Raw genomic sequence first — 26,450 nt, forward strand, 5'->3', positions numbered from 1 at the left:
GATTGTGATCACAAACCCTTGATGACTCGTACTGTAAGCCTTACAGTTGGCCAATACAGTATTGACTCCGCGCCCCGCGATGATGCGACGGCCGACATCCAGGAGAACCAGTGAGTGCACCGACGACCCATGTAATGCCCGCGCGCTACCACGCACTGTCCCCGCAGGCAGCCTCGACGTTGCTCGCGGCAGGCAATGTCTTGGCCGCCCAGGTGCGCAGTACGACCCTGCGCGGCCCACGACCGGTCTTCCTCTACTACACCGAGCTGGCCTTCACCGCCCTGTCGGCAACGGTGTCGACGGGAATCATGCCCCGGCCGCAGACGCCGGCGCAGCAGCTGTGCCTGGCGTTGATGATCGACTACGCCGAGGCAGTACAAGCTCGACGTGGCACCGCCGACTTCACCCCACCGATCGACTTCACCCGCCTGCGCGCGGTAGGGATCGCGGACGACTCCCACGCCCGCCTCGCCGCGATCGGCCGGAATTCGGCGAAGCCGGGATCCTGGTTCGATTTCATCGCGCTCGGCCACGCGTTGAGTGCCCGCGGCATGGATGCCTTCTTCGCACCGCTCGAGCGCGCCGACTCCCTCAGATGAAGTCGGACCCGCCGTCGACGTTCACGTTGGCCCCGGTCATATAGGAATTGCGGCGCGAAGCGAGGAAGGCGGCCACCGGGCCCACTTCCTCGGGCAGACCCGCCCGCGGCATCTGCGCCGGGTGGCCGTAGTGGGTCTCGATCGCCTGCATCAGCCGGTAGGGATCGTCGTCGTCGACACCGACCGAGCGTGCCCAATCGAGCAGCGCCGGAGTCACGAAAGTCCCGGGAGAGACCACATTGACCATGATCTCGTCTTTGGCGAGCAGCAACGACAGATTCTTCGACACACTCGTGACCATCGCCTTGGCGGCGGTGTACGCGACGAGGGAGGCGGTCTGGCGCTGCGTCGAATGCGCGGAGAAGTTCACGATTCGAGCCCACGCGGCGTTGCGCAGCAGAGGCAGCGCGGCGTTGACGCAGTGCACGATCGAGAGCACGCCGTGATCGACCGCCTCGCGCCACTGGTCGTCGGACAAGTCCTCCACGGTGCCTTGCACATTCGGCCCGACGGTGTTGATCAGCGAGTTCAGTTCTCCACCCCACCGATCGCCCAGCACCGAGAACACCCTCTCGACCTGCGCGGTATCGCGGACGTCAGCGACGAGGCCGACCGCATCCGGGCTGCCACGCCCGGCGAGATCCTTCGCCGCCTGCTCGACATCCTCGGCGGAGCGACCGACCACGGCGACCCTGGCCCCGTCCTCCGCCAGGCACTGTGCCGTGGCCAAGCCCATTCCACGGCTTCCCCCGACGACCACCGTCGCCGCGTCACGCAATCCCAGGTCCATCCGCATCCACCTCACGTCGAGTCGTCGACAGCGAAACTCGGCACCGGCTGTCCAATATTGTTTACTGTAATTCATTCAGTAAAGTCAACGGAGTGGCCGCGGCATCGGCCGCTAGGTGGTGGTGATGTCGGCCACCTCGTCGATCAGGCTCCACCGCAACGCCGTTGCGGTATCGACGCGGTCACCGGTCAGCATCATCCACGCCGCACGCCACCGGCCGATGCGCCGAGGGATACTCACCGTGCCGCCCGCCCCGGGAACCAGCCCCATCTCGATCTCGGGCAGCCGGAAGTACGTGTCCGGCGCGGCGACCAGCCGACCGGCGAAGGCCGTCATCTCGATCCCCGCGCCGATGGCCGCACCATGGACATGGGCTGTGACCCGATCGCGCAGCCGGTCGATGACACGCCACGGCGCCCGTTCGAGCCGTACCTGGTATGCGGCGACCACGTCTGCCGCCCGACCGAATTCGTCGAGATCGCCACCGCTACAAAAGACCGGCCCGGAGCCACGCAGCAGCACCCGCTCGATGCCGGGATCGAGCTCGGCGAACCGGACGGCGTCGAGGAGTTCCTCGCGCAGACGGGCGCTGAGTGCGTTGCGTCGCTCCGGGTGGTCGAGCACCACCGACAACTGGTCGTCGTCGCGCTCGATCCGAACCAGCGGGCGGTCGGGGAAAGCCACAGCCTTCGGCCCACCCCGCGCGGTGAGCCATCGCCGGAACTCGCTGCCCGCCAACAGCATCGAGTACACAGCGGCCTCGGCCCCGAGTCCCGCGGTGGTGTCGGGCACTGCTGTCTGACGCAGCAGCCGCCCCAGCGCCACACTGGCTCGTGGGTTGCGCCGGACCGCGTCGGCCAGGTGGTCCACGCCCGCGGCCGGATCAGGATGCTCGACGATCATCGCCTGGTCAGCGCGCTCGGCGAGGGTCAGCGTCGCCGCGCGCAACAACGGGGTCAGCTTCGGTGTCGCCGGGCCACGCAGGGTCCCGATCGTCAGTCGAAGAGATCCGGCCAGCAGAGCGGCAGCACTGTCGATCCGCTCCGGGGTCTCCCTCGTCCAGGCGTCGAGCGGGATGACCAGCAGCGGATTCTCGGGCGTGCCATCCGGGCTGATCTCGAGTTCCAGATCCGCCGGGGCGAGATCGGTCGCATCGCGGCTCACCGCGCAATAGTGACACGCCGTCCGGACAAGGGGTCACGCTCTCCCCACCGGCCCGGTCGGGCGCGGACCTACTATCGAGCGGTGCACCCTTCGACATCCCCCGATCTCGGCCCGCTCGCCGTGGACTGGGCGGACAGCGGAGTGGTCGCGATAACCGGTCCGCCCGACGGGCCACCTCTGGTACCGCCGGGTCGCGCGGCCACGCGTGCGCGGGAATTGACCGCGTCGATCACGGCCTCCACCGCTGGACAGGTCACCGTCGACGGCGCCCGCCTATTGGGCGAACGCGCCGCGCTCACCGGCCTGCGTCGCCGCGGCGAGATCTCGGCCGGTGGCCGATGCCGACTGCTGCCCACCGCCGACGGGTGGGCGGCGGTCTCGTGCGCGCGTCCCGATGATCCCCTCCTGCTGGGCGCGCTCGTCGGTACCGATCTGAACACCGACAACCTGTGGTCCGTGGTCGCGGCCTGGCTGCGGCGCCATCGCGGCGACGAACTCGCCGAGCGCGCCGAACTGCTCGGCGTCGCCGCGGGTCCGGTGCGGCGTCGCGCGCCCACACAATTCCCCCCGGCGACGCCACGGGCAGTCGACGGGCTCCTCGTCGTCGACTTCAGCGCGTTGTGGGCAGGCCCGTTGTGCGCCCACCTCCTCGGCCTGGCAGGCGCGCGGGTTGTCAAGGTGGAGACTCCCGACCGGCCCGACGGCGCACGTCGCGGCAGCCCACGCTTCTACGACCTGCTGCACCACGGACACGAATCGGTGGTGCTCGATCCGACCGTCCCGGCCGGGCGGTCGGCGCTGGCCGCCCTGGTCGACGCCGCCGATATCGTCATCGAAGCGTCCCGCCCCCGGGCACTCACCGGTTTCGGACTGGATGCCGATGCCGCGGTCGCCCGTGGCGCGACCTGGGTGTCGATCACGGCCGCCGGTCGAGCCTCCAACCGCATCGGTTTCGGAGACGACGTCGCGGCGGCCGCAGGCCTCGTTGCACGCGAGACTCCCACGGCCACACCAGTTTTCGTCGGGGACGCGATCGCCGATCCGCTCACCGGGCTCACTGCGGCCACACTCGCTCTTTCCGCTCCGCCTGATGGATCGGGTGTGTTGTGGGACATCTCGATGACCGAGGTCGTCGCGAGTACCCTGACCACCGATCCGGTGCCCCGAACAGTGCGTCGTGGCGACGACTGGTTCGTCGACGTCGCCGACGAGCCGATTCCGGTGGCGGGGCCCTCCGCTCGCGTACCGACCGGCACCGCCTCGGCCTCGGGTGCCGACACCTCCCGAGTGCTCAACTCACTCCGAATCCCCGCTCCATGACCGTGATCGTGGTGCGCGATGCGGAGATCGGTGGCCGCCCGGGCATGGACCTGCGCATTTGTGATGGGCGCGTCGAGGAGATCGGGTCGGCGCTGTCCACTCTCGGCGCCACGGAGGTCATCGACGCACGCCGCGGTGCACTGATCCCCGGCTTACACGACCATCACCTGCACCTGCACGCGACAGCCGCCGATGCCGCCTCGGTGCGCTGCGGACCGCCGATGGTTCGCGACCACGGCACCTTGGCCGCCGCACTCACCACCGCCCCGGGGGACACGCACGGCTGGGTCCGCGGCGTCGGCTACGTCGATACCGTCGCCGGAGACCTCGACGCGACCGCGCTCGACGCACTCCACGCTGCACGTCCGGTCCGTGTGCAACACCGCAGTGGCGCGATGTGGATCCTCAATTCCGCCGCACTCGCCGCGGCCGGGATCACCGGCCCTGCGCATCCAGGCGTCGAATGCGACGACGAAGGCAACCCGACAGGCCGAATCTGGCGCGCGGACAACTGGCTACGGACCCGACTACCCACAGCCGAGCCACCACGCCTGAACGCACTCGGCGCCATCCTCACCGGCTACGGCCTGACCGGGGTCACCGACGCCAGTCCTGACCTGTCGTCACGCTCAGAAGCCGCGCTTGTCGCCGCTGTCACCAATGGCGATCTCCCCCAGCGTGTACATCTTCTCGGTGCTCCTGTGGATCACGGCAGTTACCTGCCCGGCCGAATCCGTGTCGGACCGTACAAGATCGTCATCGCCGATTCCGCACTTCCGGCGTTCGACGACCTGGTGGAACGAATCCGGATGGTCCATGACCACCGACGAGCGATCGCCGCACACTGCGTCAGCCGTGAGGCGCTGCTCGTACTGCTCGCCGCTCTCGATGTCGCGGGCGACTTCCCCGGCGACCGGGTCGAACACGCGGCGCTCGTTCCCGTCGAAAGTATCGATGAACTTCGTCGCCACGGTGTGCGGGTGGTGACCCAACCCGGATTTCTCGCCGACCGCGGCGATTACTACCTCGATCACGTCGACCCAGACGACCTGCCGGACCTCTACCGCTGCCGGTCCCTGCTGAACGCGAGCATCCCCGTTGCGCTGTCCAGCGACGCCCCGTACGGGCCACTGGACCCCTGGGCCGTGATCTCGGCGGCCACGCTCCGTTCGACCGAGACCGGGAACACCATCAACCCCACCGAATCCCTCACCCCCGCACAGGCACTCGCCGCCTACCTCGCCCCGGCGGATGATCCGGGCGGACCGCCGCGCCGTATTCGGCGTGGAACCGCAGCAGATCTCGTCCTGCTGCACGAGCCCCTGGACCGGGCACTGCGCAATCCGTCGGCCGACGTGGTACGCCGCACTCTGACAGCCGAACCGACACCACCGCGATAGCCCGAACATCGACGGCGAGATCTGCCGGCGGGTGTCCGCCGGTTCACTGCTGGACGGACGGAACCGTGTCGGCGATCTCGGACGACAACTCATGCCACCCACACGGCAGACCGCAGGTGCGGTGCACCCGCCGCTCCAGCAACCCGCTGGAAAAGGCTCGCACCGTTTCCGTCGCCTGAGCCGCGTACCCACACTGCGGGCACTTCGCGAAGAAGTCGAGCAGATCCCGTGTGGTGGTCCGGATCAGGTCTCCCGGAATCCGCATGCCCTGTTCATCGAACGCCTCTGGTGACGCGGTAGGCGCAGAACGTTTCCCTGACCGAGACTTCCGCCGGAAGCCCAAATACTTTGTCATCCATCATCCTCACCACTCTGATCACCATTACTGTTGTCATTACAGTACGCCGCACAACAGTCTCCTCGCAGAGTAACGACGAGCTTTACCGCAATGCTTCCCGTATGACTTACGATCGAGTGGTGCTTGATACCTGGAGCGACCTCGCTGCCTGCCTCGACCTGCGGCGACTGCCGAACCCACCCGGTGATGACAACCAGCCCGAACCCCTGAATTCGCCGACCTTCTTCGAAGGCGCGAATCAGCGCCTGCCGCACCGGCGACTGTTCGGCGGGCAGTTGCTGGCACAGTTCGTCACAGCGGCGAACGCGATCGACGCCGGCAAGACCGTCAAATCGCTGCACGTGTCGTTTCTTCGCGAGGGAACCGCGGAGGGCCCCGTCCGCTACCGCTGCGAACCACTGCACAACGGGCGCTCATTCGGCGCACTCGCCATGACCGCGACCCAGCTGGGCCGACCGATCGCCACGTGCGCCGTGTCGCTGCACTCCGAAGAGGGCGGCCCGCAGCACCAACCGAGCCGACCCGCGGCGCCACTTCCCGGCATCGCCGACCGGGTCGTCTTCGACTTGCTCCCCTGGGACACGCGGTCGGTGACCGACCTCGACGCACCCAGCCCGCACACCGACTACGACCTGTGGATGCGCATTCCCGACGCCGGAAACGATTCCACGGCCGCCCTCCTCGCCTACGCGACGGATCTGAACGTGATCGGCAATGCCCTGCGGCCGTTCGACGGCGTCGACCAACGCGGAAACGGAACCACGTTCACCTCGGCCACGACCTCGCACACCATCTGGTTCCATCGCCCGCTCGACGCCGACAGGTGGCTTCTGATGCGGCACTACAACATGATCGTCGCCCACGGCCGATGCTTCGGCCGCGGCGACGTCTTCGACACCGACGGGACGCTGATCGCCTCGTTCGCTCAAGAAGCGCTGCTCAGATTCCACATCGAAGCAATCCCCAGCACCTGATATACCCCATTACTGTAGTGTTTACAGTAGATAACACTGCATTGGCGGAAGGAAACAGATGACCGACATTGCCATCCGGGAGCACGGCGCACGCGCCGGCGAGAGGATCCCCACCCCCCGAGGAGCGCGATCATGAGCCGATCAGAGGATCAGTTCCGCGACGCGCCGATCTTCGACGCCGACCAGCACATGTACGAGACCCCGGATTCGCTGACCAAGTACCTTCCGGAGCAGTACGAGCGGGCCGTGCAATTCGCGCAGATCGGTCGTCAGACGCGAATCGTGATCAACAACAAGGTCACCGATTTCATCCCGAATCCGACGTTCGAGCGGGTGGCCGCTCCCGGTGCTCACGAGAAGTTCTTCGCGGGCGAGAACACCGAGGGGCTGACTCTGCGGGAGATGCAGGGCCCGGCGATCGAGGCACCCGAAGGTACGCGCAACCCGGTCGACCGGATCACCGAGCTCGACCGGCAAGGGGTCGTCGAGGCACTCAACTATCCGACCCTGGCCAGCCTTGTCGAGCATTCGGCGGCGGACGATCCTCAGCTCACCCTGGCGATCATCCACGCGCTCAACCAATGGATGGCCGAGCACTGGACCTACAGCTATGCCGACCGCATCTTCTCGACACCGATCATCAATCTGTCCGAGGTCGACGCGGCCCAGCGCGAACTGGACTACGTCCTGGCCAACGGCGCCAAGGCCGCGTTGATCAAACCGGGCCCGGTGAACGGTCTGCACGGGTGGCGTTCACCGGCGCTGCCGGAATTCGATCCGTTCTGGCGTGACGTCGAAGCCGCAGGCCTGCCTATCGTCTTGCACGCCAGCTACCCTCCGCTGGACGGCTACATCGCCAAATGGGAGCCACCGCATACCGCGAACTTCATGGCGCAGAGCCCGTTTCGGTGGATGACGCTGGGGCATCGCGAAATCGCGGACATGATCACCAGCCTGATCTGTCACGGTACGCTGACTCGTTTCCCGAAGCTGCGCATCGCCAGCGTCGAGAACGGCAGTTCGTGGATCCAGCCGCTGTTCCACGACTTCGAAGACCTCTACAAGAAGATGCCGCAGAACTTCGCCGAGCATCCGCACGAAGTCTTCCGTCGCAATATCTGGGTCAGCCCGTTCTGGGAAGGATGCGTGGCCGACGTCGTCGACACCGTCGGCTGGGACAAGGTCCTGTTCGGCTCGGACTACCCGCATCCGGAGGGCTTGGCGGAGCCGAAGGATTTCTGGAAGTACGCCGAGGGCATGGATGTCCGGCGAACCTATGACTTCATGGGCGACAATGCTAGGCGCTTCCTCGGCCTTCCCCTCGCCAACCCGGATTCCGCGGCCGGCGACAACAGGATACCGTCGCACGCAGACGCGGCGACCTCGGCCTGAGCCCGTACTGCATACACCAAAAGGCGCAACGGACATTTCGTCCGTTGCGCCTTTTTGGGTCGCGTGGCTTCTCAGCCGACCTTGACGTCGGGGGTTTCGGTCGAAACCGTCGAATTCACGGCGACGCCGGAACGACGTCTTGCCCTACCGCGCACAGCGATGATCACCGAGGTACCGACCAAGAGGAGCCCCAGGACCGCAAGTCCGATCGGCAGCCACAGGAAAAGCCCCCGAATCATGTCTCGGCCGTCTTTCACATCGGCGAGCATCGACGCCTTGGTCGCCTCGTCGTACTGGAGCTCGCCGGAGAACGCCACCACTTTGTGGGGATCGTCGGCGGTCTGCGCGTAATAGATCTGGGGCCGACTCTGCAGGTCTACCGTTGCCCCCGTCGTGGGCTCCACCCACATGTCGCGGGCATTGCCATAGAACTGGTTCATCGTCACCATTTCCATGCCACCCGGCAGACCCCATTTGAACGCGGGCAGAGTCAACTGCGTCTGCTGCGTGACGCCTGCGGTCTGCGTCATATCCACAGGCTTCAACTCGGAACGGAAGTGGTACAACTGCATTCCGTCGATGGTCCGGTCATCGTCGACATACCGTGCCGTCACCGGGGCGTGTGCCATGACCTCATAGACCTGGTGGTCGGTCTTCTCGACGCCGGGTGCGAAAGTGAACAGCGTCCCGATCCGGGCAGGCTCCTCGACAACCGGTGCGGGCGGCGCAGTCCACGTCGGCACGGGCGTGCCGTTCACCAGGAATTCCTGACGATCGACGCTCACGACGTCGGAGCTGTTGATGAATACCGCCGCATCACCCGTGGCATCGGCTCGTGCCCCCACCAGATTTCCGTGGACCACGACCACGGAATCGCTGGACGACTCGGCGGTCAGCCGGGAGGTGATGGACACCGGAACATCCTTCGATGTCTGAACCGGCGTCGCGGATCGGAAGCTCGATCGGTCGATCAACTCACCTTTTCCGACCACAACCGTGGTTTGGTCCAGATCGTCCGGAAGACCGACGACAGATCCACGCACGTATGTCGGCAACAATGCCGCGGCAACGAGAACCGAGATCCCCGCGACGCATGCCGCGACCCCGGTGTATGACCTCTTTGTCATGAAACCCTCTATCCTGAAGGAGATCAGTCCAGCACAGTGCTGGATGTATATGGGCTTGGCGACGCCCGTTGATGGCCGGTGTTCTACCGGTCGTTATGCGAAGAAAGCGCTGACGCTTTCGACACCTCGTGCGCCACGTACCACGCCGCGCAAGCCGTAAGGCCTCGGCACAGGGGGTCGGCCGATTCCGGCTCGGTCATGCCGTCGGAAATACCGCCGACTTGTCGACCCACTGTGATCCGACACACTGACGATAGGTCAACTGTTGGCATTACGGGAGTGCTTTCGGTAAACCGGCGGTCCTGCAATCAGGATGTGATGAGTTTGCCGCAGATCGGAGTGCCGTCCGCGGGGTCGAGGACGAATGCCGCGCCCTGCAGCTTCACGAAGTATTGGCACAGATCGTCGTACTTCGTGGTGTTCATATCGAGCGGTTCGGGCATCAGACCACCCGCCGTCCAGGTGGCATCGTGTCGCAGAGTCGACATGAAGTCCTGCCGAGACGCGTCACATCCGGCCAGTTCCAATCCGTGCAGGAACAGATCGGCCGCCGTCCACCCATATATATTGGCGAAGCTCGGAATGCCCGTCGCGTTGCCCGCGTACCGCTCGAGAGCCGACGAGAACGCCTTGGCCGCGGGTGTACCCGACTCCACCGGGGCGATACCGCCGACCACCAGAAAACTGACCCCCTGACCGGCCTCGACCGCCGGCGCCGACTGGAGCAGGTCGGATCCATAGCCGGTGGCCGACATAACGGCTTTGAGCGGATAGTTGGCTTGCCGTAGACCGGCTACGACCGCGAAGGCCGTGTCGGGATTGACCGCCATGGTGACCGCGTCGGTGCCCGAGGCGATGATGCCGAGCACGATCGCGCCGACGTCGGTACTACCGAAGGGAACCGTATCGATGACATACCCCCGCTGCAGCCCACTGGCTTGCGCAGCGTTCATCACCGAGCGCATCGACTCCTGCGAACTGGGGCTGTTGTAGGCCACCGCGGCCAGCTTGGTCACGCCCTTGGTCTTCAGATAATCGGGCTGGGTCGAGTACGTGTCGCGGTAGTCCTGAATCTGACTGGCGGCGAACAGATTGTTCTCCGGGGCCTGCAGCCATTCCGGGGCCCCCTCGAAGGCTCCGCCGAGCACCGGAGTGCCCTTGCCCTGCGTCGTCACCCATCGTGACGCGCCGTAGAACAACGGGCTCACCGTGATGAGTGCGTAGACCTGATCCTTTTGGATGAGTTTCTGCGCCCCGCTCAGCGCGCCTTGAGCGCTGGATTGGTCGTCGGTCACCAACACTTCGAAGCCCCGGCCGGCGCACTTGCCGCCCGCTGCCTCGTATGCCTTGAAACGGGCTTGCGCACCCGGGGCCGCACCGGTGTAGGCGGAGCTGGCCGGACCACTGAGTGAGGTCAGCAGCCCGATCTTCACCGGGCCGGTACCAACGGTGTCGTCGCCGGCGCTGCCACACGCCGCGACCGTCAGTACCACCGCGCATATCGCGGCGAGTACCGAACCTCTGCCACGCGTGGCGGCACCCTTGCTGGGAAGCATCACTGCACAACCTTCTTCTCGGAAGCCGCCGCACAACCATTCACAGCCGCGGGTTCTGTGCCGCAACGTGATTGACATGCCTCAGGCTCTGGCCCATACTTCCTGAGCATCATACTGTGCGTCTTACTGTTAGATGGACAATATGAGGGCGGCTGATACTTCGCCAAGATTTTTGGAGACGAATTGCTCTCGTACGTCCTCGCAGGCCTGAGTCTCGGGTCCATCTATGCCATCGCGGCGGGATCCCTGGTGATCACCTATGTATCCTCGGGAATCTTCAACCTGGCGTTCGCGGCGATGGCCTTCACCGTCGCCCGGTTCTACTACTTCCTCGATACGGAGATGAGCTGGGGCAACGTCGAGGCGGCGGTGGTCGCGCTCCTGGTCTTCGCGCCGTTGCTCGGCATGGCGCTCTACGCGACGCTCTTCCGGCACCTGCGGCACAGCTCGCCGGTCGTCAAACTGATGGTAACCGTGGGGCTCTCGGTCGCCCTGCCACCGCTGGTCGGTCTCGTCCTCGGTGGCCTGGTCAACGTCACCGCACCGGGGCTCGCACCCCGGCCCCTCAGTGTCGTGCACATCTTCGGCGCGGTCGTCAACGCCGATCAACTGGTCACCTATGCCGGGCTGGTGGTGGTCCTGATCGTCGGCGTCGGCGTCCTTCGTTTCACCGACGTCGGGCTGAAGGTCCGGGCGCTGGTCGACTCCGAGGCGCTGACAGGGCTCAGCGGCACGAATCCCGGGCACGTGGCCCTCGGCGTATGGGCGGCGAGCGCCACCCTCGCGGGCTTGGCAGGCATCCTCATCGCCCCGACTTCCGGACTCTCGGTCGAGGGAATGACGTACATGATGTCCGCGGCGTTCGCGGCGGTCGTCGCGGCACGGTTGCGCAGCCTGCCGGTGGCCGTTGTCGTCGCGCTCGTGATGGGCGTCGTCACCCTGGTCGTTCAGCGATATCTCGACGCGTCGAGTCAGTTCACCTCCGCAGTGGTCTCGAGCGTGCCGTTCGCGTTCATGCTGGCGTTCCTGCTCTACTACGCACTCCGCGGACAAACCGGCAACACCCAATCGGGCGCGGCCCTCGACGTGTCCATCCGCCCCCAGGGTGGCGATCCATCACTGATCTCGGCGCCGATCACAACCGGAACCGGACGGATCGGTTCGGCCCTGGCCGCAACGGTCGTGATTATCGGCGTGGTGGTGACCATGCCTGCCGTACTCGACACGTACTGGACCGGATTGCTCGCATCCGGCATCGCGCTCGCAATCGCGCTGCTGTCCTACACGCTGGTGACCGGCGAAGGCGGCATGGTGTGGCTGAGCCAGATCACTTTCGCGGGTGCCGGCGCGGTTCTCACTGCCGAGCTGGTCAACCGGGCGAACTGGGACCCGCTGGTCGCTGTGATCGCCGGACCGCTCGTCATCGTTCCGGTCGGCGTCCTTCTCGGCCTGCTCACCATCCGGCTGGGCAACCTCTACGTAGCGCTGGTGACCCTGACGTTCGGATCTCTGATCCAGACGCTGGTGCTGACTCGGGACCCGTTCTACAACTTCGGCTCAGGCCAGCCGATGAGCCGACCGGCGTTCGCCGAGGAGAACGCGTCATTCACCTACCTCGCGCTGGCCACGTTTCTCGTCCTCGCCTTCCTGATCATCAACGTGCGCCGGTCGACCGTCGGCCTCGCGATGAATGCCGTGCGGTGGAGTGAGAACGGCGCCCGCACGCTGGGCATCAGCATCGTTCAAACGAAAGTGCTGGTCTCGGGCTTGGCCACCTATGTCGCGGCGGTCGGAGGCGGCTTCTTCGCCATGAGTGCCCAGTCGACACTCCCGGACGCTTTCCATCCATCCGTCGGCCTCGTCTGGCTGGCAGTGCTGGTGACGATGGGAGCACGCTCGATCATCGCGGCGCTGATCGCGGGCATTGTCTTCCTTCTCGTGCCGGCATTGTTCTCCACCTACTTGCCGTCGGAGTTCAGCGACATTCCGGTCATCCTGTTCGGCCTCGGCGCCGTCGGGCTCGCGCTGCATCCCGAGGGTGTTGTGATGCAGGCAGCTCACGCCTGCGCGCGGGTTCTCGCCCGGCGCCGACTCCGCCCGATCGACGTTCCCGGTAACACGAGCTCACCGGTGAGCAAGTCGGCGCCATCGATGGACCCGGGCGCTCTCAGCACTACTGAGCGGCTGCCCGCGGGAGGCAAAGCATGAGCACCACAACCTCTCCTCCGTCCGGGAACACACAGCCGGCGACACCGGTTGTTCCCCGGCTCGCAGCGCGGGGGGTGACAGTACGATTCGGCGGACTGGTTGCCCTCGACGATGTCGATCTCGAAGTCCCTGCCGGTTCGATCATCGGGCTCGTCGGCCCGAACGGGGCCGGCAAGAGCACGCTGTTCGCTGTCCTGTCCGGACTACTCCAGCCCACCGCGGGCACAGTCCTGATGGGTGGGCGCGATGTCACCCGGACTTCGCCCCAGCAGCGGGCCCGCCGTGGATTGGCCCGGACCTTTCAGCACCCCGAGCTTTTCTTGTCGCTGACCGTGCGCGAGCACGTCGTCCTCGCCTATCGGATGCGGCACACCCCTCACCGGATCTGGACCGATCTGGTGACGGGACGCGGATTGCGCCGAGCCGCTGCGGTGGAGAACAGCAGGGTCGATGAGCTGATCGACTCCCTGCATCTGGGTCCTATCGCCCATCTGCCTGCCGCCGGCCTACCGCTCGGCTCGGCTCGGCTTGTGGAAGTGGCTCGCGCGTTGGCCGTCGAACCCGAGGTCGTGCTGCTCGATGAGCCGTCTTCCGGTCTGGATGTAGAGGAAACCGCCGAGCTGGCAGCCGCACTGCGGCGCGTGGTCACCGACCACGGTGCCTCGCTTCTGCTCGTCGAGCACGACGTGGAACTCGTCCTCGGAATGTGCGACGTCGTCCATGTCCTGGACTTCGGGGTCGAGATCGCGGCCGGGACGCCGGCGGAGATTCGTGTGCATCCGGCAGTTCGGGCGGCCTATCTCGGCGAGGACATCGACAACCCGCCGACGGGCGAGGGCATCCACCACGAGCAGGGAGAACCGGCATGAGTACCGACGAGCCGTTGCTGGAGGTCCGTGGCCTGTTCGTCCGCTACGGCGCCGCCCAGGCATTGTTCGACGTGACCTTCGACGTTCCCCCCGACACCGCGGTCGCGGTGCTGGGGGCCAACGGCGCGGGCAAGAGTACTTTGGCCCGGACTTTGTCCGGCCTCGTTCCGTCGTGTGGCGGCTCGGTGCGCTTCGACGGCCATGACATCACGTCGCTTTCCCCCTCCCGGATTCGCCGGACCGGGTTGGTGTACCTGCCCGAAGGCCGCGGCGTGTTTCCCGGGCTCACTGTGCTGGAGAATCTGCGAATGGCGCTGGTCGCCGACAAGCGTGGCCGCAGCGAAGCGCTCGCCAGGGCGTTCGAGATATTCCCTGTGCTCAGCGAGCGCCGCGGGCAGCAAGCGGGCACGCTGTCCGGTGGGGAGCAACAGATGCTCTCCCTGGCCAGAGCACTCATGGTGACGCCGCGGATGATCATCGCCGATGAGATGTCGCTGGGCTTGGCGCCGAAGATGGTGGACATGGTCTTCGACAGCCTCGCGCGGGCCCGCGCCGTGGGCGTATCGGTGATCATGATCGAACAGTTCGCCGGCCGGGCACTGGCGTTTGCCGAGCACTGCATCATCCTGCAGCGGGGACACTTGTCCTGGGCAGGCCCGACCGATCAAGCTCGCGAGGAACTGTTGTATCGCTACCTGGGCGCGGCCAGCGCCACCTGATTCCGCGGCAAGCCGTTGCCGCGATCTCCACGTTGCGGCAATCTCAACTGTGCGAGGCCAACTCGATGTCGAGTGCCGAAAGCCCGTTCCAGCACAGCGCGACGACGACGTCTACTGCGTCGTTCTTGGCGATCGGCCGCCCGGTAGCCAGCCATTGACGGGCAGCCAGGTGGCTTGCGCCGACCAAACTCCACGCGCAGCTGTCGGCCGCCACGGAAACCACGCCCGCCGCGCGAAGTTCGGCGCTCACCAGGGTCGCGCATTGGCGCATCGCACTACGCACCCGCAGTTCAACACTCGGCTCACTGGGTACCGGATATTCGAAGACCAGTACGTGCCCGCCCGAATCGTCCTCGACGAAGTCGAAGTAGGTGAGCACTGTGCGGCGCAACCTGTCCCGACGCCCGGTGTCCGCGGCCAGACCGGCGCGGACACCATCTACCATCGTATCCAGATAACGTTGCAGGACAGTAAGATACAGATCGAGTTTGTTGATGAAGTATCCGTACAACACCGGTTTGCTGATTCCCGCCCGCGTACTGATCTCGTCCATCGTCGCGCCGTGATAGCCGTTGGCGACGAAAACCGCCTGCGCGGCCACCAGTGCCGCGGCGCGCCGGCGTCCCTGGGCCTCGGATCCTCGAAACTCGAATGTCGATGCAAGAGCCGGGCGGCGTACGTCGACCGATTTCATCCGCGGATTCCTTTGTCTCCCGAGGCATCGAACTCAACGGAGACTCGTTACCGAAAACCGTCGACCACTACGGTGGGCCGTTCGGTCGTCAGGTTACCGTATGCATTACAGTAATATCAACTACATTCCGTCCCGGAACTACCGTCCACTCGGAGCGGTGCAGGCCCACCACTCAGCGCAACCACGATGCCCGCGTCAGTCACCCGGAGGGTGTCGGCACGCAGATTCAGCGGATAGCCCTGCAGGCTGCGCACGAGGGTTTCGACCATGATGTCGACCAGATCGGTCGGCAGGCCGCGAACCGCGACAGTGTCGATCAGAATCCGATGATCGACGACGTACGGACGCAGCTCCAGATGAGCCAACCCTCCCAGCGCGGACACCGCCAGGATCCCCGTGCTCGCGTCCGAGGCGACCACTGCGGTCGGTTCGTGCAGCGTCTCGGCAATACCGTCATTGCCCCAGACGACCTGAGCGCTGCTGTGGCCGACGGCGGCGCCGGCCCCGCCGTCGGCGAGCTCGATGTCGTGTAAACGCGCACGCACTCGCATACCGACAGCCGGACCGAACCGCGTGTCCGCACTGTCGGCATCCGCGAAGGGGATCCGATGGTCGAGCTCAGCCAACAGTAGCGGTCTCGGCCCGAATCGGACCGAGACCCGCGACCCGAGTTCCCGTTCCACCTCGTGCGCGATACAACCTTCGATCCGATTCCGGTAGTAGATCTCGGCCGCGGCGGTGCCGGACACGGCAAGCGCCAGCACGACCCCGGAACCCACGAGGGCCGCTCGCAGCTTGCGCGTACGCAGACCACGACCCAGGCCCGATCCGGTTTCCCGACCGGACGTTGATCGATCAGACGGCGCTTCGTCGCTGCTCAGGGTAGGAACTTCGGACATTTCGACAGACCTCCGGAACGAGATGATCATTTATGACTATTTCGTCATAACTGTTGACTGATCCTACCCTCATAAGTGACGATGTCATCAATAGATCGACAGTTGATGACAAGTCGGCCGCTGACCAGGGAGATGCGATGAAGCGATACACAGCCCGAGCGTTGCCCGGCCCGGGTTCGGATACCGTCCAGGCCGGTCGAGCGGGAACACAGGGGATCTTGTTGGCGATGTGCACCTGTCTGGTGCTCGTCGTGGCGTCGGTATCGGCGTTGAACCTCGCTATGCCGGAATTGGCAGTGGATCTGTCGGCGTCGACGACATCGCTGACCTGGATCGCCGACGCCTATACGGTGGCGCTGGCCGCGCTGGTGCTGCCGATCGGTGCGCTCGGTGACAAGTTCGGCCGCCGCAACGTCCTGTTGGCGGGCACCCTGGTCTTCGCGGTCGGCTCAGCCGCGGCCGCCTTCGCCGACTCGACCACCATGCTCATCGTCTGGCGGGTGGTCATGGGCGTGGGTGCGGCAATGATCATGCCGGGCACACTGTCGACGATCACGTCAGCGTTCCCGGCTGCACAGCGGGACCGGGGCGTGGCGATCTGGTCCGGATTCGCCGCCGCGGGGGCCATTCTCGGCTTGCTCGCGGCCGGTCTGCTGCTCGAAGTATGGAGCTGGCGTTCGATCTTCGTAGCCAGCGCGGCAGTTGCCTTACTCGGCGGAGTTCTGGCCATGGTGCTCGCACCGAACACTCGCGACGAGGAGGGCCGGCCCCTGGACCATGCCGGTGCGTACACCAGCGCGGTCGCGATCGGAGCCCTGGTGTTCGGAATCATCGAAGGCAGTGAGGCCGGTTGGACGAGTGGTCGGGTGATCGGCAGCTTCGTCGTCGCCGCCGCGGCACTCACGCTCTACGCCGTGCTCGGGCTGCGCAATCAGCACGCGTTGCTCGATCCCCGACTGTTCGGCATTCGCGGTTTCCGTGCCGGAGCGGTCACCATCCTTGTCCAGTTCATGGCCGTGTTCGGGTTCTTCTTCGTCGGGCTGCAATACCTGCAGCTGATGCTCGGCTACAGCCCGCTGAAGAGCGCGGTCGCGTTGATTCCCATCGCGCTGATCGTCATGCCCGTCAGCGCGCTCACGCCGCGGCTGACCGATCGTCTCGGCATCAAGGCTGTGATGAGCGTCGGACTGCTCCTGCTCGCGGGTGGATTGTTCGCGCTGTCGTTCCTGGATGTCGATTCCGGCTACCTTCCCTTCCTCGGCGGCTTGATAGTCGCGGGTCTGGGCATCGGCTTGACGAGCGCGGTCGGCACTTCGGTGATCGTCGGCTCGCTACGCGCCGACCAGCAGGGCGTTGCCTCGGCGATGAACGACGCAACGCGCGAGGTCGGGGCGGCGATCGGCATCGCCGTGATGGGTTCGGTGTTCGCCGGCCACTACAAGTCGTCGCTGCCTACGCTCGACCAACTGCCGCCCGACGCCGCGCATTCCGTCGAGTCCTCCACCGCGGCCGGACTCCAGGTCGCCGAGCATCTCGGCGGCGGCGGGGGTGAGGCACTCGCGGCTGCCGTCCGCGCAGCGTTCATCGACGGCTTGTCAGCCTCCTTGATCGTCGTCGCGATAGTGGTGGCCGTAGCCGCCCTCGGCGCGCTGCTCTGCGCACCCCGTACCCAAACCACCCCCCAGTAGCTCTTCGAGCACTGACTACCAAAGGTAATCAATATGTGCCCCTTCACCTCTCGCCGTAGCCGAGCACTCCCGGTAACTGCCGCTGTTCTTGCCGCCGGGTTGGCGATGACTGCCGGATGCGGTCGATCCCACGACTCCGCCATCAATGAGGTCGACACGGCCTCGACTACGACGCAACGACCTTCCACCGACAGCGGACGGCAAGCCACAGTGGCCGCCGACAAGGCCGGGCATCAGTGGGGTGCGGCAGCGACCGCGACAATCACTCCCGGAACTCAGACCTACACCGACGGCGCGGGACAGTGCACAACCAACTATGTCTTCACCGACGACTCCGGAGCCATATATCTCGGCCAGGCCGCCCACTGCGCCGCCACCGGCGAGGCGAGTATCACCGACGGCTGCGCCGCCACCAGCCTCCCCACCGGTACTGCCGTGACCTTCAATCGCGGTGGCTCCCTGCTCTCCCACGGGACAGCAGTCGCCACCGGAAAACTCGTCTACAGCAGCTGGCTGGCGATGCAGCAGAGCGCCGAGACGGACCGAAATACCTGCGCCTTTAACGATTTCGCACTGGTCGAGGTGCCCGCCGAGGACGTCGGAAAGGTGAATCCGAGCCTGCCGTACTGGGGCGGCCCGGTCGGTATGAATACCTCCGGCGCCAGTACCGGCGAGCGTGTCTACAGCTACGGCAATTCCGGCCTCCGCGGCGGAATCACCGGGCTGTCCCCACAAACCGGGCAGTGCCAGGACGATGACCCCGCCACCAACGGTTGGACACATGCCCTCGTCTCACCTACACCCGGCATCCCCGGCGACAGCGGCAGCGCGTTCCTCGACCGCGAAGGCCGTGCGCTCGGCACCCTGTCGACCCTGGGGGCGGCGCTGCCCATTGTCAACAATATCGGCGACATCGATCGCGAACTCTCCTATGCCCGAGCCCATTCCGGCCTCTCAGGCTTGCGTCTGGTGCTCGGCACGGAGCCATTCCACCCCAGCCGATGAAGGCGGCATGTCAGCAACGGTGATCACGCGAGAAATACCGGTCCAGCTCGGCTCCACGGCGAGCCGGACCACAGTAGTGACTAGTTCGTCAATACTGACCGATTGAGCTAGGGTGACGTGCGAGTTCGTCACGGAAAGGTAAGCAGCGATGGCCACGCACACTGGTTCGGAGCCCAACCGACTGGAGCGCCGTAAGGCGCGCACCCGCGCCGCATTGGTTCGCGCGGCACAGTCGCTCATCGCGACCGGGAGACTGAATGTGCCGATTCTCGAGATCACGCAGGCCGCCGACGTCGGGATGGGGTCGTTCTACAACCACTTCCAGACCCGCGACGAACTGTTCGAGGTCGCGCTCGAAGAAGCGCTCGACCAGCACGGCGCGGCGCTCGACCTCCTCTGCGCGGACATCGACGACCCGGCGCACGCGTTCGCCCAGGGCTTCCGACTCACCGGGCGCCTGCACCGCCACAATCCCACTCTCAGTAAGATCCTGCTGACCAACGGTCTCGCCCTCACTCACTCCGACAAGGGCCTCGCACCCCGCGCTCGCCGTGATATCGACAATGCCGCCCGCACAGGACGATTCCACATCAGTGATCTCGAACTCGCCATGACCGTCGTCGCCGGTTCTGCTGTCTTCCTCGGCCAGCTGCTCCACAGCCGGCCCGAACGCGACGACGCCGCGTCGGCGGACCAGATCACCGCAGACCTCCTGCGGATGTTCGGCCTTCCCGCCGAGGAAGCGCACGAGATCGCCCATCGCCCACTTCCGGCACTCGCGGAACTACCGCAATCGGGCTCCGCCGACTGAACATCATTTCCCGGCGACTCGTCGCGGCAAGCCACCCAACCCGGCGCTGGTCACACCGGCTCAGAAATCGTCACTGACGCTTCGATCAGATACGATTTCGACAACGACTCCGACGAAGGGCGAGTCCGTGACTGCCGAACCCGTAGTACGCAACCGTGTCGACCGCCGACGCGAGCGCACCCGTAACGCGCTGCTCGGCGCGGCCCGGAAGTTCCTGTCCGAAGGTCGTTCCGCGGTGAGCATCCAAGAGATCACCGATGAGGCCGACGTAGGTTTCGGGTCCTTCTACAACCACTTCGATTCCAAAGATCAGCTCTTCGACGAAGCTGTGCGCTCAGCGTTGCAGGTCTACAGCGAGATGCGCGACGGCATCGTGGCACTGTACGACGATCCCGCCGAAGTCTTCGCTGTCAGCTTCCGTATGACCGGTCGCCTTCAACGGCAAGCACCGGAGATGGTGCGAGTAATCCTGCACTCCGGCATGTCGGTTCTACTGCGGGATGAAGGCTTGGCCCCACGCGCCCGCCGGGACATCATCGCCGCGCAGGAGGCGGGCCGGTTCGAACAGATGGATCCCGACATGGCGGTCATGGCCGCGGGCGGCGCACTTCTCGGTCTGCTTCAGCTGCTCGACGCGAACCCCGATGCCGACGTCGACGCACGAACCGACGAGATGACCTTTCACATGCTTCGCATGTTCGGGATGAACAAGCGCACCGCCCTGAAGCTCACCACCACTGCCCTGCCCCCACAGCCAGAGCTGTAGCCGAGGCCGCTCACCATTTCCACGCAGTGGTCACCGACCCGCGCCCGGTTTCACCGTACGCGGGGCAGCTGACGGCTCGGTGTGAACGCCGGTAGCTTCGCACACAGCACGGCTGGTTGCCGGGCACTGCGCAGAACGGCGCCATCCGGCCGAACCAATACCGCCGCTGAGCGACCACGGCGTAGCCAGCGATGCAGGTCTGTCCCCGGCGCCACCTGAAGAACAACGCCGTTGCGTTGATCGCACACAGCGCGGGCCTCGGGAGTCAGTTCGACCGTGGTGACGATGGCGAACCGACCAGCGATCACCTCATCGACACATCGTCCGTCGGCAAGCCGGGTATTCGGAATCAAGCGCCCGGCAAGGCGACGCGTCGACAACGGTGCGACCACGAGTTCGGAACGATGTAGGGGCGGAGACTCGCCGCCGACGACCATGCCGGTCAGGCCAGGCACTCGTGGCACCCGCGGTGCGATGAAACCGCGAAGTCGGTTACCCCACTCGCCGCCCTCGGTCATCGTCACACCCATGAATTTCGCGAGCCGGATCATGGCCCGCGCGTGCGGCTTCCGCTCCGTCTGATAGGTGTCGAGCACGTTGTCGGGCAGCTCACCTCGCAGGACACCAGCCACCTTCCACGTGAGGTTGGCGGCGTCGCGAATCCCCGCACCCATCCCTTGGCCGATGAACGGTGGTGTGAGATGGGCGGCATCGCCCAAAAGGAACACCCGCCCCTCGCGCCACCGGTCAGCGAGCTGGGCACGGAATGTGTAGTCGGCGACCCGCACCAGTTCGAGGTTCTCCGCCGCATTCACGTCGATCCATGGCGCGATCAGTGGTCGTAGCTGGGTCAGGTCGCGGTAGTCAGCGGCGGTCTCACCTGCACGAAGCCGAAATTCCCAGCGGTGGCGAGTCTGCCCGATACGCATATAGGTTGCCGGACGCTCAGGATCGCAGATCTGGTGGACACCATCCCAACAGCCCAGTTCCGTCGTCGTGGCGATGTCGACGACCAACCAGCGTTGTTCGAACCGCAGATCGCGCAGCTGCCCGTCGATCGCACCGCGAACTGTACTGTTGGCCCCGTCGCAGCCCAGCACATATGCTGCGCGCAACGACTCGGTCCGACGCGTCGTCCGATCTTCGAAATCCACTCGCACGCAGCCGTTCTCCTCGACAACAGCGACAACCTCGGCACCGGCACGCAGTGTGACCTCTGGATAGGAGCGAAGGTTCGCGCGCAGGATCGCTTCCAGTTCGGGCTGATCGAAGAGATTCGCCTCCGGGTGCCCGTTGCGGCCCCCCGCAGGATCCCTGTCGAACTGGACCAACACCCGTTGGTCAGCATCGACAAGCCGCAATCCCAGCGCAGGCCTGGACTTCTGGTCGAATTGGTCGCCGACACCGAGCCGCTCCAATACCCGGCGAATCTCGCCGTCGAGGTGAACGGCGCGTGGTTGCGGATAGACCCCGTCCCACCGTTCCAGGACCGTCGTCTCGATCCCGTATTGCGCCAGCAGTGTCGCCGCGGTGAGCCCGGCTGGGCCTGCGCCGACAACCACGACCGGGACCGCCTCGGCGGTCACGAGGAAGCTCCCACGACAGCCACCATGTAAGCAACCGCAGCCAGACCGGACCCGGCCGCGGGCAACAACTCGAGCATGCCGTCACCGCGGCGTAGATGAGATGTGATGGCACCGCACATCAACAGCGCCAGTCCGAGACCAGCTGCCACGCCGACCACCGGAGCGACGAGGCCGAACAACACCCCGCCCGCGGCCGCGACCTCGAGCGCACCGACGCCGCGAAAGACTGCCTCGGTCACGCCGAGATGCGCGGCACGTTGCCGCATCGGGCCCACTGCGGCCAGCTTGGCCGCGCCGAACGACACGAATTCCACCGCCAGCACACCAGCGAGAACGATCGAGATGATTTTCATTGCCCGATCACTACTTTCCAGGTGATCGCATAGTGGCCGAGGATGGCCTCGACCTCGCTCGGATCGACGACTGGATCGAGGGTGACGGTCGCGACTATCGCACCGTCGACCACCTCGGTGGTGATGGCGTGGATTCCGACACGTCGGGAGAGTGCCTCGGCCAACGCACGCTGGGTAGCGTCGGCTCGCAGACCCACCTTGTAGGGCTTCCCGACATCGGTGACCGGAAGCACGTCGAGAACGGTGACGGTCTTCGGGGCGGCGGCGCGCTCGGGTACCCGCTCGGCCGCCCAATCGACCAAGTCCGCTTCGCTGACGGTCGCGCCCTGCGCGAGCGTCACGTAAGCCACGGGCACCTCACCGGAGTGCGGGTCCGGCCGACCCACCGCACCCGCCGCGGCGACCTGTGGGTGCGACAGGAGGGTGTCTTCGATCGTCGCTGGATCGATATTGTGACCGCCCCGAATGATCAGATCCTTCGCACGGCCGTGCAGATGGATGAACCCGTCATCGTCGATGTGGGCAAGGTCGCCAGTGTTCAGCCAGCCGTCGACCAGCGCACCCGATCCGCCGGTGAGGTGGCCGCGGTCGTCCCGGCCGATGACGTATCCGGCAAAGACTGTGGGGCCGTTGATGACGAGCAAGCCGGTCTCCCCGGCGGGCAAGTCCACCCACGTGCCGTCCTCGTCGATGCGAACGACCGACACGGATTGATAGGGCATCCGCTGTCCGACCGATTCGGGCCGTGGCCGATGCGGGAAGCTACGGGCGGTAATACAGGTGGCTTCGGTAAGGCCGTACCCCTCAACGAGGGTCACACCGGTGTGTCCCTGGAAGTTCTCGCGTACCGCGACCGGGAGCGCGGACGCGCCGACCATCGCGTAGCGCAAGCTCGAGATGTCAGCGGTGATCGGGCACTGTGCGAGCACGGCGTATACCGTCGGCACGGCGCTCATCGCGGCAATCCGATAGTGCGCCACGATATTCCAGTATTCCGTGTACAGGAAGAAGTCCCGGTAGCCGAGCGGACCTGCCCACACGACCGACTGACCGCGGAACAGCGGCGCGAGCAGGGTAACGATGAGCGCGTTGACGTGAAAGAGGGGCAATGCGGCGAAGACGACCGCGTCCTCGTCGAGCAAGGAGTTGGCCGCGAGCATCCAGGCGTTGGAGACCTCACCGACGTGCCGGTGCGCGGCCAGCTTCGGCACACCGGTGGTACCGCCGGTGTGGAACAGAGCCGCCAGATCCTCACCACCCGGCGGCACACCGGCAAAGCGCGACGAATCATGCTCAGCGGCAAGGGCATCGAGGTAACCGACCGGCACACCGTCGATCGACGGCAACGTCGGAGCCACCTCGACCGCGAGAGTGGGGCGCAGCACCAACACCGCATCCAGCAATCCGCGACCGGCCAGCTGCCGCACCGATGCCCAGATGTCGGCGTCGAGATCGGGGCCGGCGGCGATCAAGACCCGTGCCCCGGAACGGGCCAGCAATTCCGCCATGTGGTCGAGGGAAAGGCCGCCGTTGATCGGTGCCGCGATACCGACCAGTTGTGCAGCGAGGGTCGCGGGGATCAACTCCGCGCAATTGGGGGCGATCAGAGCGACCGCGTCAGCGCGCCGCACTCCGAGAGCGTGCATCAGATTCGCGTACCGATGGACATCCGCGAGAAGTTCGCCGTAGGTGCGCCGCACCGGTTCCCGCCACCGCGTGGCTTCGGGCAACACGGTGATCGCGTCGCGCTCCGGCCACCGCGTCGCCGCGCGGACGAGCAGCGCGTAGGTGGATTCGGGCAGGCCGCGCGCGAAAAGCTCCACGGACTCGATGGCCCGGAGATCTTCCGGGTCGGCGTACCGCGGCCACAGCAGTTCCTCGGCCGCCACGGAAAGAGTCGGGTTCTCGGTCATCGGGCGTACCGCACGACCGTACGCTGACGACCCAGATCGATGGCGCCGTCGTCGGTGCCGACGGTTGCCTCCACTACATCGCCGTCCTTCAGATACTTCGGATTCTTCGCCTGTCCCTGGAAGAACAACTTCCACTTGACTTTCGGCGGCAGCAACGAGCCGATGATCTCGACGACTTTCGCGGGGGCGCTGATCGCGGTGCCGACCGGAGTTCCGGTGAGCAGTAGGTCGCCGGGTTCCATTCGCTGGAACCGGGTCAGTTCGCGCAGGGCCTGCGTCGGCTGATAGATCATGTCGGCCACGGTCATGTCCTGGCGCACGTCGCCGTTGACCCACAAGCGCAGCCGAAGGTCGACGAACCGCTCGAGCTCGCCGTCGTCGAGCAGCACCAGCGCAGGTCCGACCGGGGTGAAAGTGGGATAGGACTTCGCCTCGTAGAACTGCGTTTTCGGCAACTGGACATCACGTGCGGAGACGTCGTTGGTGACGACCAGGCCAACGATGTAGTCGGCCACGTTCGCCGAATCGACCTCGGACCCGACGGGCATCTCCTTGCCGAAGACGAGCCCGATCTCCACCTCGTAGTCGAGCAACTGGACGTGGGCAGGCCGGATGACATCCGCGTACGGTCCGCTGATCGAGCCGGAGGTCTTGCGAAAGAACGTCAACGGCACAGTCTTCGGGTCCATCCCGGAATCGTCGACATGCGAGACGAAGTTCGTCATCTGGGCCACCACCCGGCAGGGCACGGTGACCGGAGAGAGCAGCGAAAGGCTGTCCACGGGGACGGTGTCCGAGCTGGATGCCGCGGCGGCGACAGCCGCACGATCGCCGAGCAGCTCCCGTGTGGTCGACGCGGCCGTGTCGATGCGGGCAGCGCCTGCGGGCGTCTGCACCCACCAGGATTCGGCGGTGCGGAGTACGGAAATGCTCATGAGTTGGCTACTTTCAACAGGCCGCGCAGGCGGCGGAGATCGAATTCGTTGTTACCGAGCAGCGCATCGACGACCGCGCGCAGTTCCCGCAGCGAGTCGGTGCCGGGGGCGATACCGAGGAAGTCCTTGGTGACCGGGGGTCCCCACTGGGCGAGACCGGAGGCACTCATCGGAGCCCAGCCGGGTTCGAGAGACGAGTCGAACATGTCGCCGTCGCTGAAATGCTCGACCATGAAGCCGTCGGGGTCACGCCAGTAGTCGAAGATCTGGCTGCCCTGGATATGGCGGCCGATCCCCCATGAGCGGTGAAAACCGTGCTCCCGCAGAAATTCTCCACCGGCGGCGAGCGCGTCCAGATCCGCCACTTGATAGGCCGAGTGCACGTACCTGTTGGACGGACCCAGCGTCAGCGCGAGCGTGTGGTGATCCGCCGGAACCGAACCCCGATCACAGCGAATGAAGCTCATGACCGGGCCTCGCTCGCGCTGGCCCGGGTAGAAGAGGAAGTCGCTGACGATCAGACCCAAGTTCCGCAGGTACCAGTCGAGGGTCTGCCGATATTTGGTGGTCTGCACGACAACATGACCGAGACGCTGCACTCGTGCTGGTGCCCGAGCCGGTCGTTGGGTCGCGTTGACCCGCGCCACCTCGTACCCGAGGTTGTACACCTGAGGTCGTTGAGGCTGTAGGGCGGGAAGCTCGTGGGTGCCGGCGACCACCCGTACCCGAAGACCGCTGGGATCGACGAGGTCGACAGTCTGCCCGCCGAGCGGCTCCGGTAGCGGTACCGGTCGCGAATGCATGGCAGTGGCCAGCCGTAGCAGGTCCGCTGGTTCCGCAGCACGGAATGCGGGACCGACAAACCTCGACCGCACCCCGCGGCGGACGAGCACGCAGGGTGCGCCGGAGTCGGCACCCCGCAATTGCAGCTCGTCCGCCGACCGCATCGCCGTCGTGAACCCGAAAGCATGAGCGAACGTTTCGGCCGCCTCCAGATCGGGCTTCTCGAACTCCAGCCATGCCAGATCGAGGACCTTCACCACCGGGTTGAGCGCTCGGCCGGGATGCTCACCTGCCACCGCACCACTCTCGCTGTGCAGCCCGCTGTGCACGTCGTGATGGCCACTCATGGACCACTCCCTTCTAGGTTGTGACGATATCGTCACTTACGAGAAGGTCCTCAGTCAAGGGTTTTGACGAATTCATCAGCATTTGACTGAGTAGATCGTCACTACTGCTCGCATATGCCAATACCGATCGACATGTCAGTTACGAGCACCTACACTCTGTTGCCACACGGTGTAACCCGGGTCACTGTCGCGAC

Annotated in this window: 24 protein-coding genes; 12 read left to right on the forward strand and 12 right to left on the reverse strand. The window is 65.6% G+C overall.

Annotated features, from left to right (window positions below; all coding sequences use genetic code 11):
* Positions 1 to 110: 110 nt before the first annotated feature.
* Entirely contained in the window at positions 111 to 599 is a 489-nt protein-coding gene (locus ACWFRF_RS02610) for a hypothetical protein (protein ID WP_452448626.1), read from the forward strand.
* Here ACWFRF_RS02610 and ACWFRF_RS02615 read toward each other — a convergent pair.
* Both ACWFRF_RS02615 and ACWFRF_RS02620 read right to left on the reverse strand, forming a co-directional pair.
* Positions 592 to 1,389 carry an SDR family NAD(P)-dependent oxidoreductase gene (locus ACWFRF_RS02615; protein ID WP_452448627.1) on the reverse strand — a complete coding sequence of 266 codons (798 nt, stop codon included), beginning with the start codon at positions 1,387 to 1,389 and terminating at the stop codon, positions 592 to 594. The genes ACWFRF_RS02610 and ACWFRF_RS02615 overlap by 8 nt on opposite strands.
* A 111-nt stretch (positions 1,390 to 1,500) precedes the next feature.
* On the reverse strand, positions 1,501 to 2,553 hold the full coding sequence (locus tag ACWFRF_RS02620) for an enoyl-CoA hydratase/isomerase family protein (RefSeq protein WP_452448628.1): 1,053 nt from the start codon (positions 2,551 to 2,553) through the stop codon (positions 1,501 to 1,503).
* A gap of 81 nt (positions 2,554 to 2,634) precedes the next feature.
* Here ACWFRF_RS02620 and ACWFRF_RS02625 point away from each other — a divergent pair, with 81 nt between their 5' ends.
* Both ACWFRF_RS02625 and ACWFRF_RS02630 read left to right on the forward strand, forming a co-directional pair.
* Positions 2,635 to 3,873 (forward strand): CoA transferase, encoded by a 1,239-nt coding sequence (locus ACWFRF_RS02625; protein ID WP_452448629.1) that lies wholly within the window; start codon positions 2,635 to 2,637, stop codon positions 3,871 to 3,873.
* Positions 3,870 to 5,273, forward strand: coding sequence for an amidohydrolase family protein (locus ACWFRF_RS02630; protein WP_452448630.1), 1,404 nt, complete (start codon positions 3,870 to 3,872; stop codon positions 5,271 to 5,273). Before ACWFRF_RS02625 ends, ACWFRF_RS02630 begins: the two co-directional genes overlap by 4 nt.
* Positions 5,274 to 5,316: 43 nt before the next feature.
* Here the strand turns inward: ACWFRF_RS02630 and ACWFRF_RS02635 are convergent, their stop codons facing one another.
* A complete protein-coding gene (locus tag ACWFRF_RS02635; protein ID WP_452448631.1) occupies positions 5,317 to 5,538 on the reverse strand; it encodes a hypothetical protein in 222 nt (73 codons plus the stop codon).
* Positions 5,539 to 5,732: 194 nt separating this feature from the next.
* On the opposite strand from ACWFRF_RS02635, the gene ACWFRF_RS02640 reads away from it, so the two are divergent.
* A complete protein-coding gene (locus ACWFRF_RS02640; RefSeq protein WP_452448632.1) occupies positions 5,733 to 6,605 on the forward strand; it encodes an acyl-CoA thioesterase in 873 nt (290 codons plus the stop codon).
* Positions 6,606 to 6,737: 132 nt separating this feature from the next.
* Complete coding sequence (locus ACWFRF_RS02645; protein ID WP_452448633.1) at positions 6,738 to 7,997, forward strand: amidohydrolase family protein; 1,260 nt, start codon at positions 6,738 to 6,740, stop codon at positions 7,995 to 7,997.
* A gap of 71 nt (positions 7,998 to 8,068) precedes the next feature.
* Here the strand turns inward: ACWFRF_RS02645 and ACWFRF_RS02650 are convergent, their stop codons facing one another.
* Both ACWFRF_RS02650 and ACWFRF_RS02655 read right to left on the reverse strand, forming a co-directional pair.
* Positions 8,069 to 9,124 carry a porin PorA family protein gene (locus ACWFRF_RS02650; protein WP_452448635.1) on the reverse strand — a complete coding sequence of 352 codons (1,056 nt, stop codon included), beginning with the start codon at positions 9,122 to 9,124 and terminating at the stop codon, positions 8,069 to 8,071.
* A gap of 308 nt (positions 9,125 to 9,432) precedes the next feature.
* Positions 9,433 to 10,680: an ABC transporter substrate-binding protein gene (locus ACWFRF_RS02655; protein ID WP_452448636.1), complete on the reverse strand. Its 1,248-nt coding sequence runs from the start codon at positions 10,678 to 10,680 to the stop codon at positions 9,433 to 9,435.
* A 183-nt stretch (positions 10,681 to 10,863) separates the two neighbouring features.
* On the opposite strand from ACWFRF_RS02655, the gene ACWFRF_RS02660 reads away from it, so the two are divergent.
* The 3 genes from ACWFRF_RS02660 (at position 10,864) to ACWFRF_RS02670 (ending at position 14,476) form a co-directional block, all read left to right on the forward strand.
* A complete protein-coding gene (locus ACWFRF_RS02660; protein WP_452448637.1) occupies positions 10,864 to 12,888 on the forward strand; it encodes an ABC transporter permease in 2,025 nt (674 codons plus the stop codon).
* A 74-nt stretch (positions 12,889 to 12,962) separates the two neighbouring features.
* Positions 12,963 to 13,757 (forward strand): ABC transporter ATP-binding protein, encoded by a 795-nt coding sequence (locus tag ACWFRF_RS02665; RefSeq protein ID WP_452448638.1) that lies wholly within the window; start codon positions 12,963 to 12,965, stop codon positions 13,755 to 13,757.
* Positions 13,754 to 14,476, forward strand: a complete 723-nt coding sequence (locus ACWFRF_RS02670) for an ABC transporter ATP-binding protein (RefSeq protein WP_452448639.1) — start codon at positions 13,754 to 13,756, stop codon at positions 14,474 to 14,476. Before ACWFRF_RS02665 ends, ACWFRF_RS02670 begins: the two co-directional genes overlap by 4 nt.
* A gap of 43 nt (positions 14,477 to 14,519) precedes the next feature.
* Here the strand turns inward: ACWFRF_RS02670 and ACWFRF_RS02675 are convergent, their stop codons facing one another.
* Both ACWFRF_RS02675 and ACWFRF_RS02680 read right to left on the reverse strand, forming a co-directional pair.
* Positions 14,520 to 15,170 carry a TetR/AcrR family transcriptional regulator gene (locus tag ACWFRF_RS02675; RefSeq protein WP_452448640.1) on the reverse strand — a complete coding sequence of 217 codons (651 nt, stop codon included), beginning with the start codon at positions 15,168 to 15,170 and terminating at the stop codon, positions 14,520 to 14,522.
* 116 nt (positions 15,171 to 15,286) lie between these two features.
* Positions 15,287 to 16,069 (reverse strand): LmeA family phospholipid-binding protein, encoded by a 783-nt coding sequence (locus ACWFRF_RS02680; protein WP_452448641.1) that lies wholly within the window; start codon positions 16,067 to 16,069, stop codon positions 15,287 to 15,289.
* A 53-nt stretch (positions 16,070 to 16,122) separates the two neighbouring features.
* Between ACWFRF_RS02680 and ACWFRF_RS02685 the strand changes: the two genes are divergently transcribed.
* The 4 genes from ACWFRF_RS02685 to ACWFRF_RS02700 all read left to right on the forward strand — a co-directional run bounded on the left by ACWFRF_RS02685 (position 16,123) and on the right by ACWFRF_RS02700 (position 20,339).
* Complete coding sequence (locus ACWFRF_RS02685) at positions 16,123 to 17,757, forward strand: MFS transporter (RefSeq protein WP_452448642.1); 1,635 nt, start codon at positions 16,123 to 16,125, stop codon at positions 17,755 to 17,757.
* Positions 17,758 to 17,967: 210 nt separating this feature from the next.
* The gene (locus tag ACWFRF_RS02690) at positions 17,968 to 18,762 is read left to right on the forward strand and encodes a hypothetical protein (protein WP_452448643.1); all 795 of its coding nucleotides are present in this window, start codon (positions 17,968 to 17,970) and stop codon (positions 18,760 to 18,762) included.
* A 148-nt stretch (positions 18,763 to 18,910) separates the two neighbouring features.
* Positions 18,911 to 19,573 (forward strand): TetR/AcrR family transcriptional regulator, encoded by a 663-nt coding sequence (locus ACWFRF_RS02695; protein ID WP_452448644.1) that lies wholly within the window; start codon positions 18,911 to 18,913, stop codon positions 19,571 to 19,573.
* A gap of 127 nt (positions 19,574 to 19,700) precedes the next feature.
* Positions 19,701 to 20,339, forward strand: a complete 639-nt coding sequence (locus ACWFRF_RS02700; RefSeq protein ID WP_452448645.1) for a TetR/AcrR family transcriptional regulator — start codon at positions 19,701 to 19,703, stop codon at positions 20,337 to 20,339.
* 50 nt (positions 20,340 to 20,389) lie between these two features.
* Here ACWFRF_RS02700 and mhpA read toward each other — a convergent pair whose 3' ends face one another.
* From mhpA to ACWFRF_RS02725, 5 genes are read right to left on the reverse strand one after another with little or no spacing between them, the layout of a single operon-like run.
* On the reverse strand, positions 20,390 to 21,925 hold the full coding sequence (mhpA, locus tag ACWFRF_RS02705; RefSeq protein ID WP_452448646.1) for a bifunctional 3-(3-hydroxy-phenyl)propionate/3-hydroxycinnamic acid hydroxylase MhpA: 1,536 nt from the start codon (positions 21,923 to 21,925) through the stop codon (positions 20,390 to 20,392).
* A complete protein-coding gene (locus ACWFRF_RS02710; protein ID WP_452448647.1) occupies positions 21,922 to 22,278 on the reverse strand; it encodes a DoxX family protein in 357 nt (118 codons plus the stop codon). The genes mhpA and ACWFRF_RS02710 overlap by 4 nt, the downstream gene beginning before the upstream one ends.
* Positions 22,275 to 24,191: an acyl-CoA synthetase gene (locus ACWFRF_RS02715; RefSeq protein ID WP_452448648.1), complete on the reverse strand. Its 1,917-nt coding sequence runs from the start codon at positions 24,189 to 24,191 to the stop codon at positions 22,275 to 22,277. The genes ACWFRF_RS02710 and ACWFRF_RS02715 overlap by 4 nt, the downstream gene beginning before the upstream one ends.
* A complete protein-coding gene (locus ACWFRF_RS02720) occupies positions 24,188 to 25,126 on the reverse strand; it encodes a fumarylacetoacetate hydrolase family protein (RefSeq protein ID WP_452448649.1) in 939 nt (312 codons plus the stop codon). The genes ACWFRF_RS02715 and ACWFRF_RS02720 overlap by 4 nt, the downstream gene beginning before the upstream one ends.
* The gene (locus tag ACWFRF_RS02725; protein ID WP_452448650.1) at positions 25,123 to 26,256 is read right to left on the reverse strand and encodes a VOC family protein; all 1,134 of its coding nucleotides are present in this window, start codon (positions 26,254 to 26,256) and stop codon (positions 25,123 to 25,125) included. The genes ACWFRF_RS02720 and ACWFRF_RS02725 overlap by 4 nt, the downstream gene beginning before the upstream one ends.
* Positions 26,257 to 26,450 lie beyond the last annotated feature (194 nt).

This window comes from Nocardia sp. NPDC055165, from assembly GCF_053606985.1.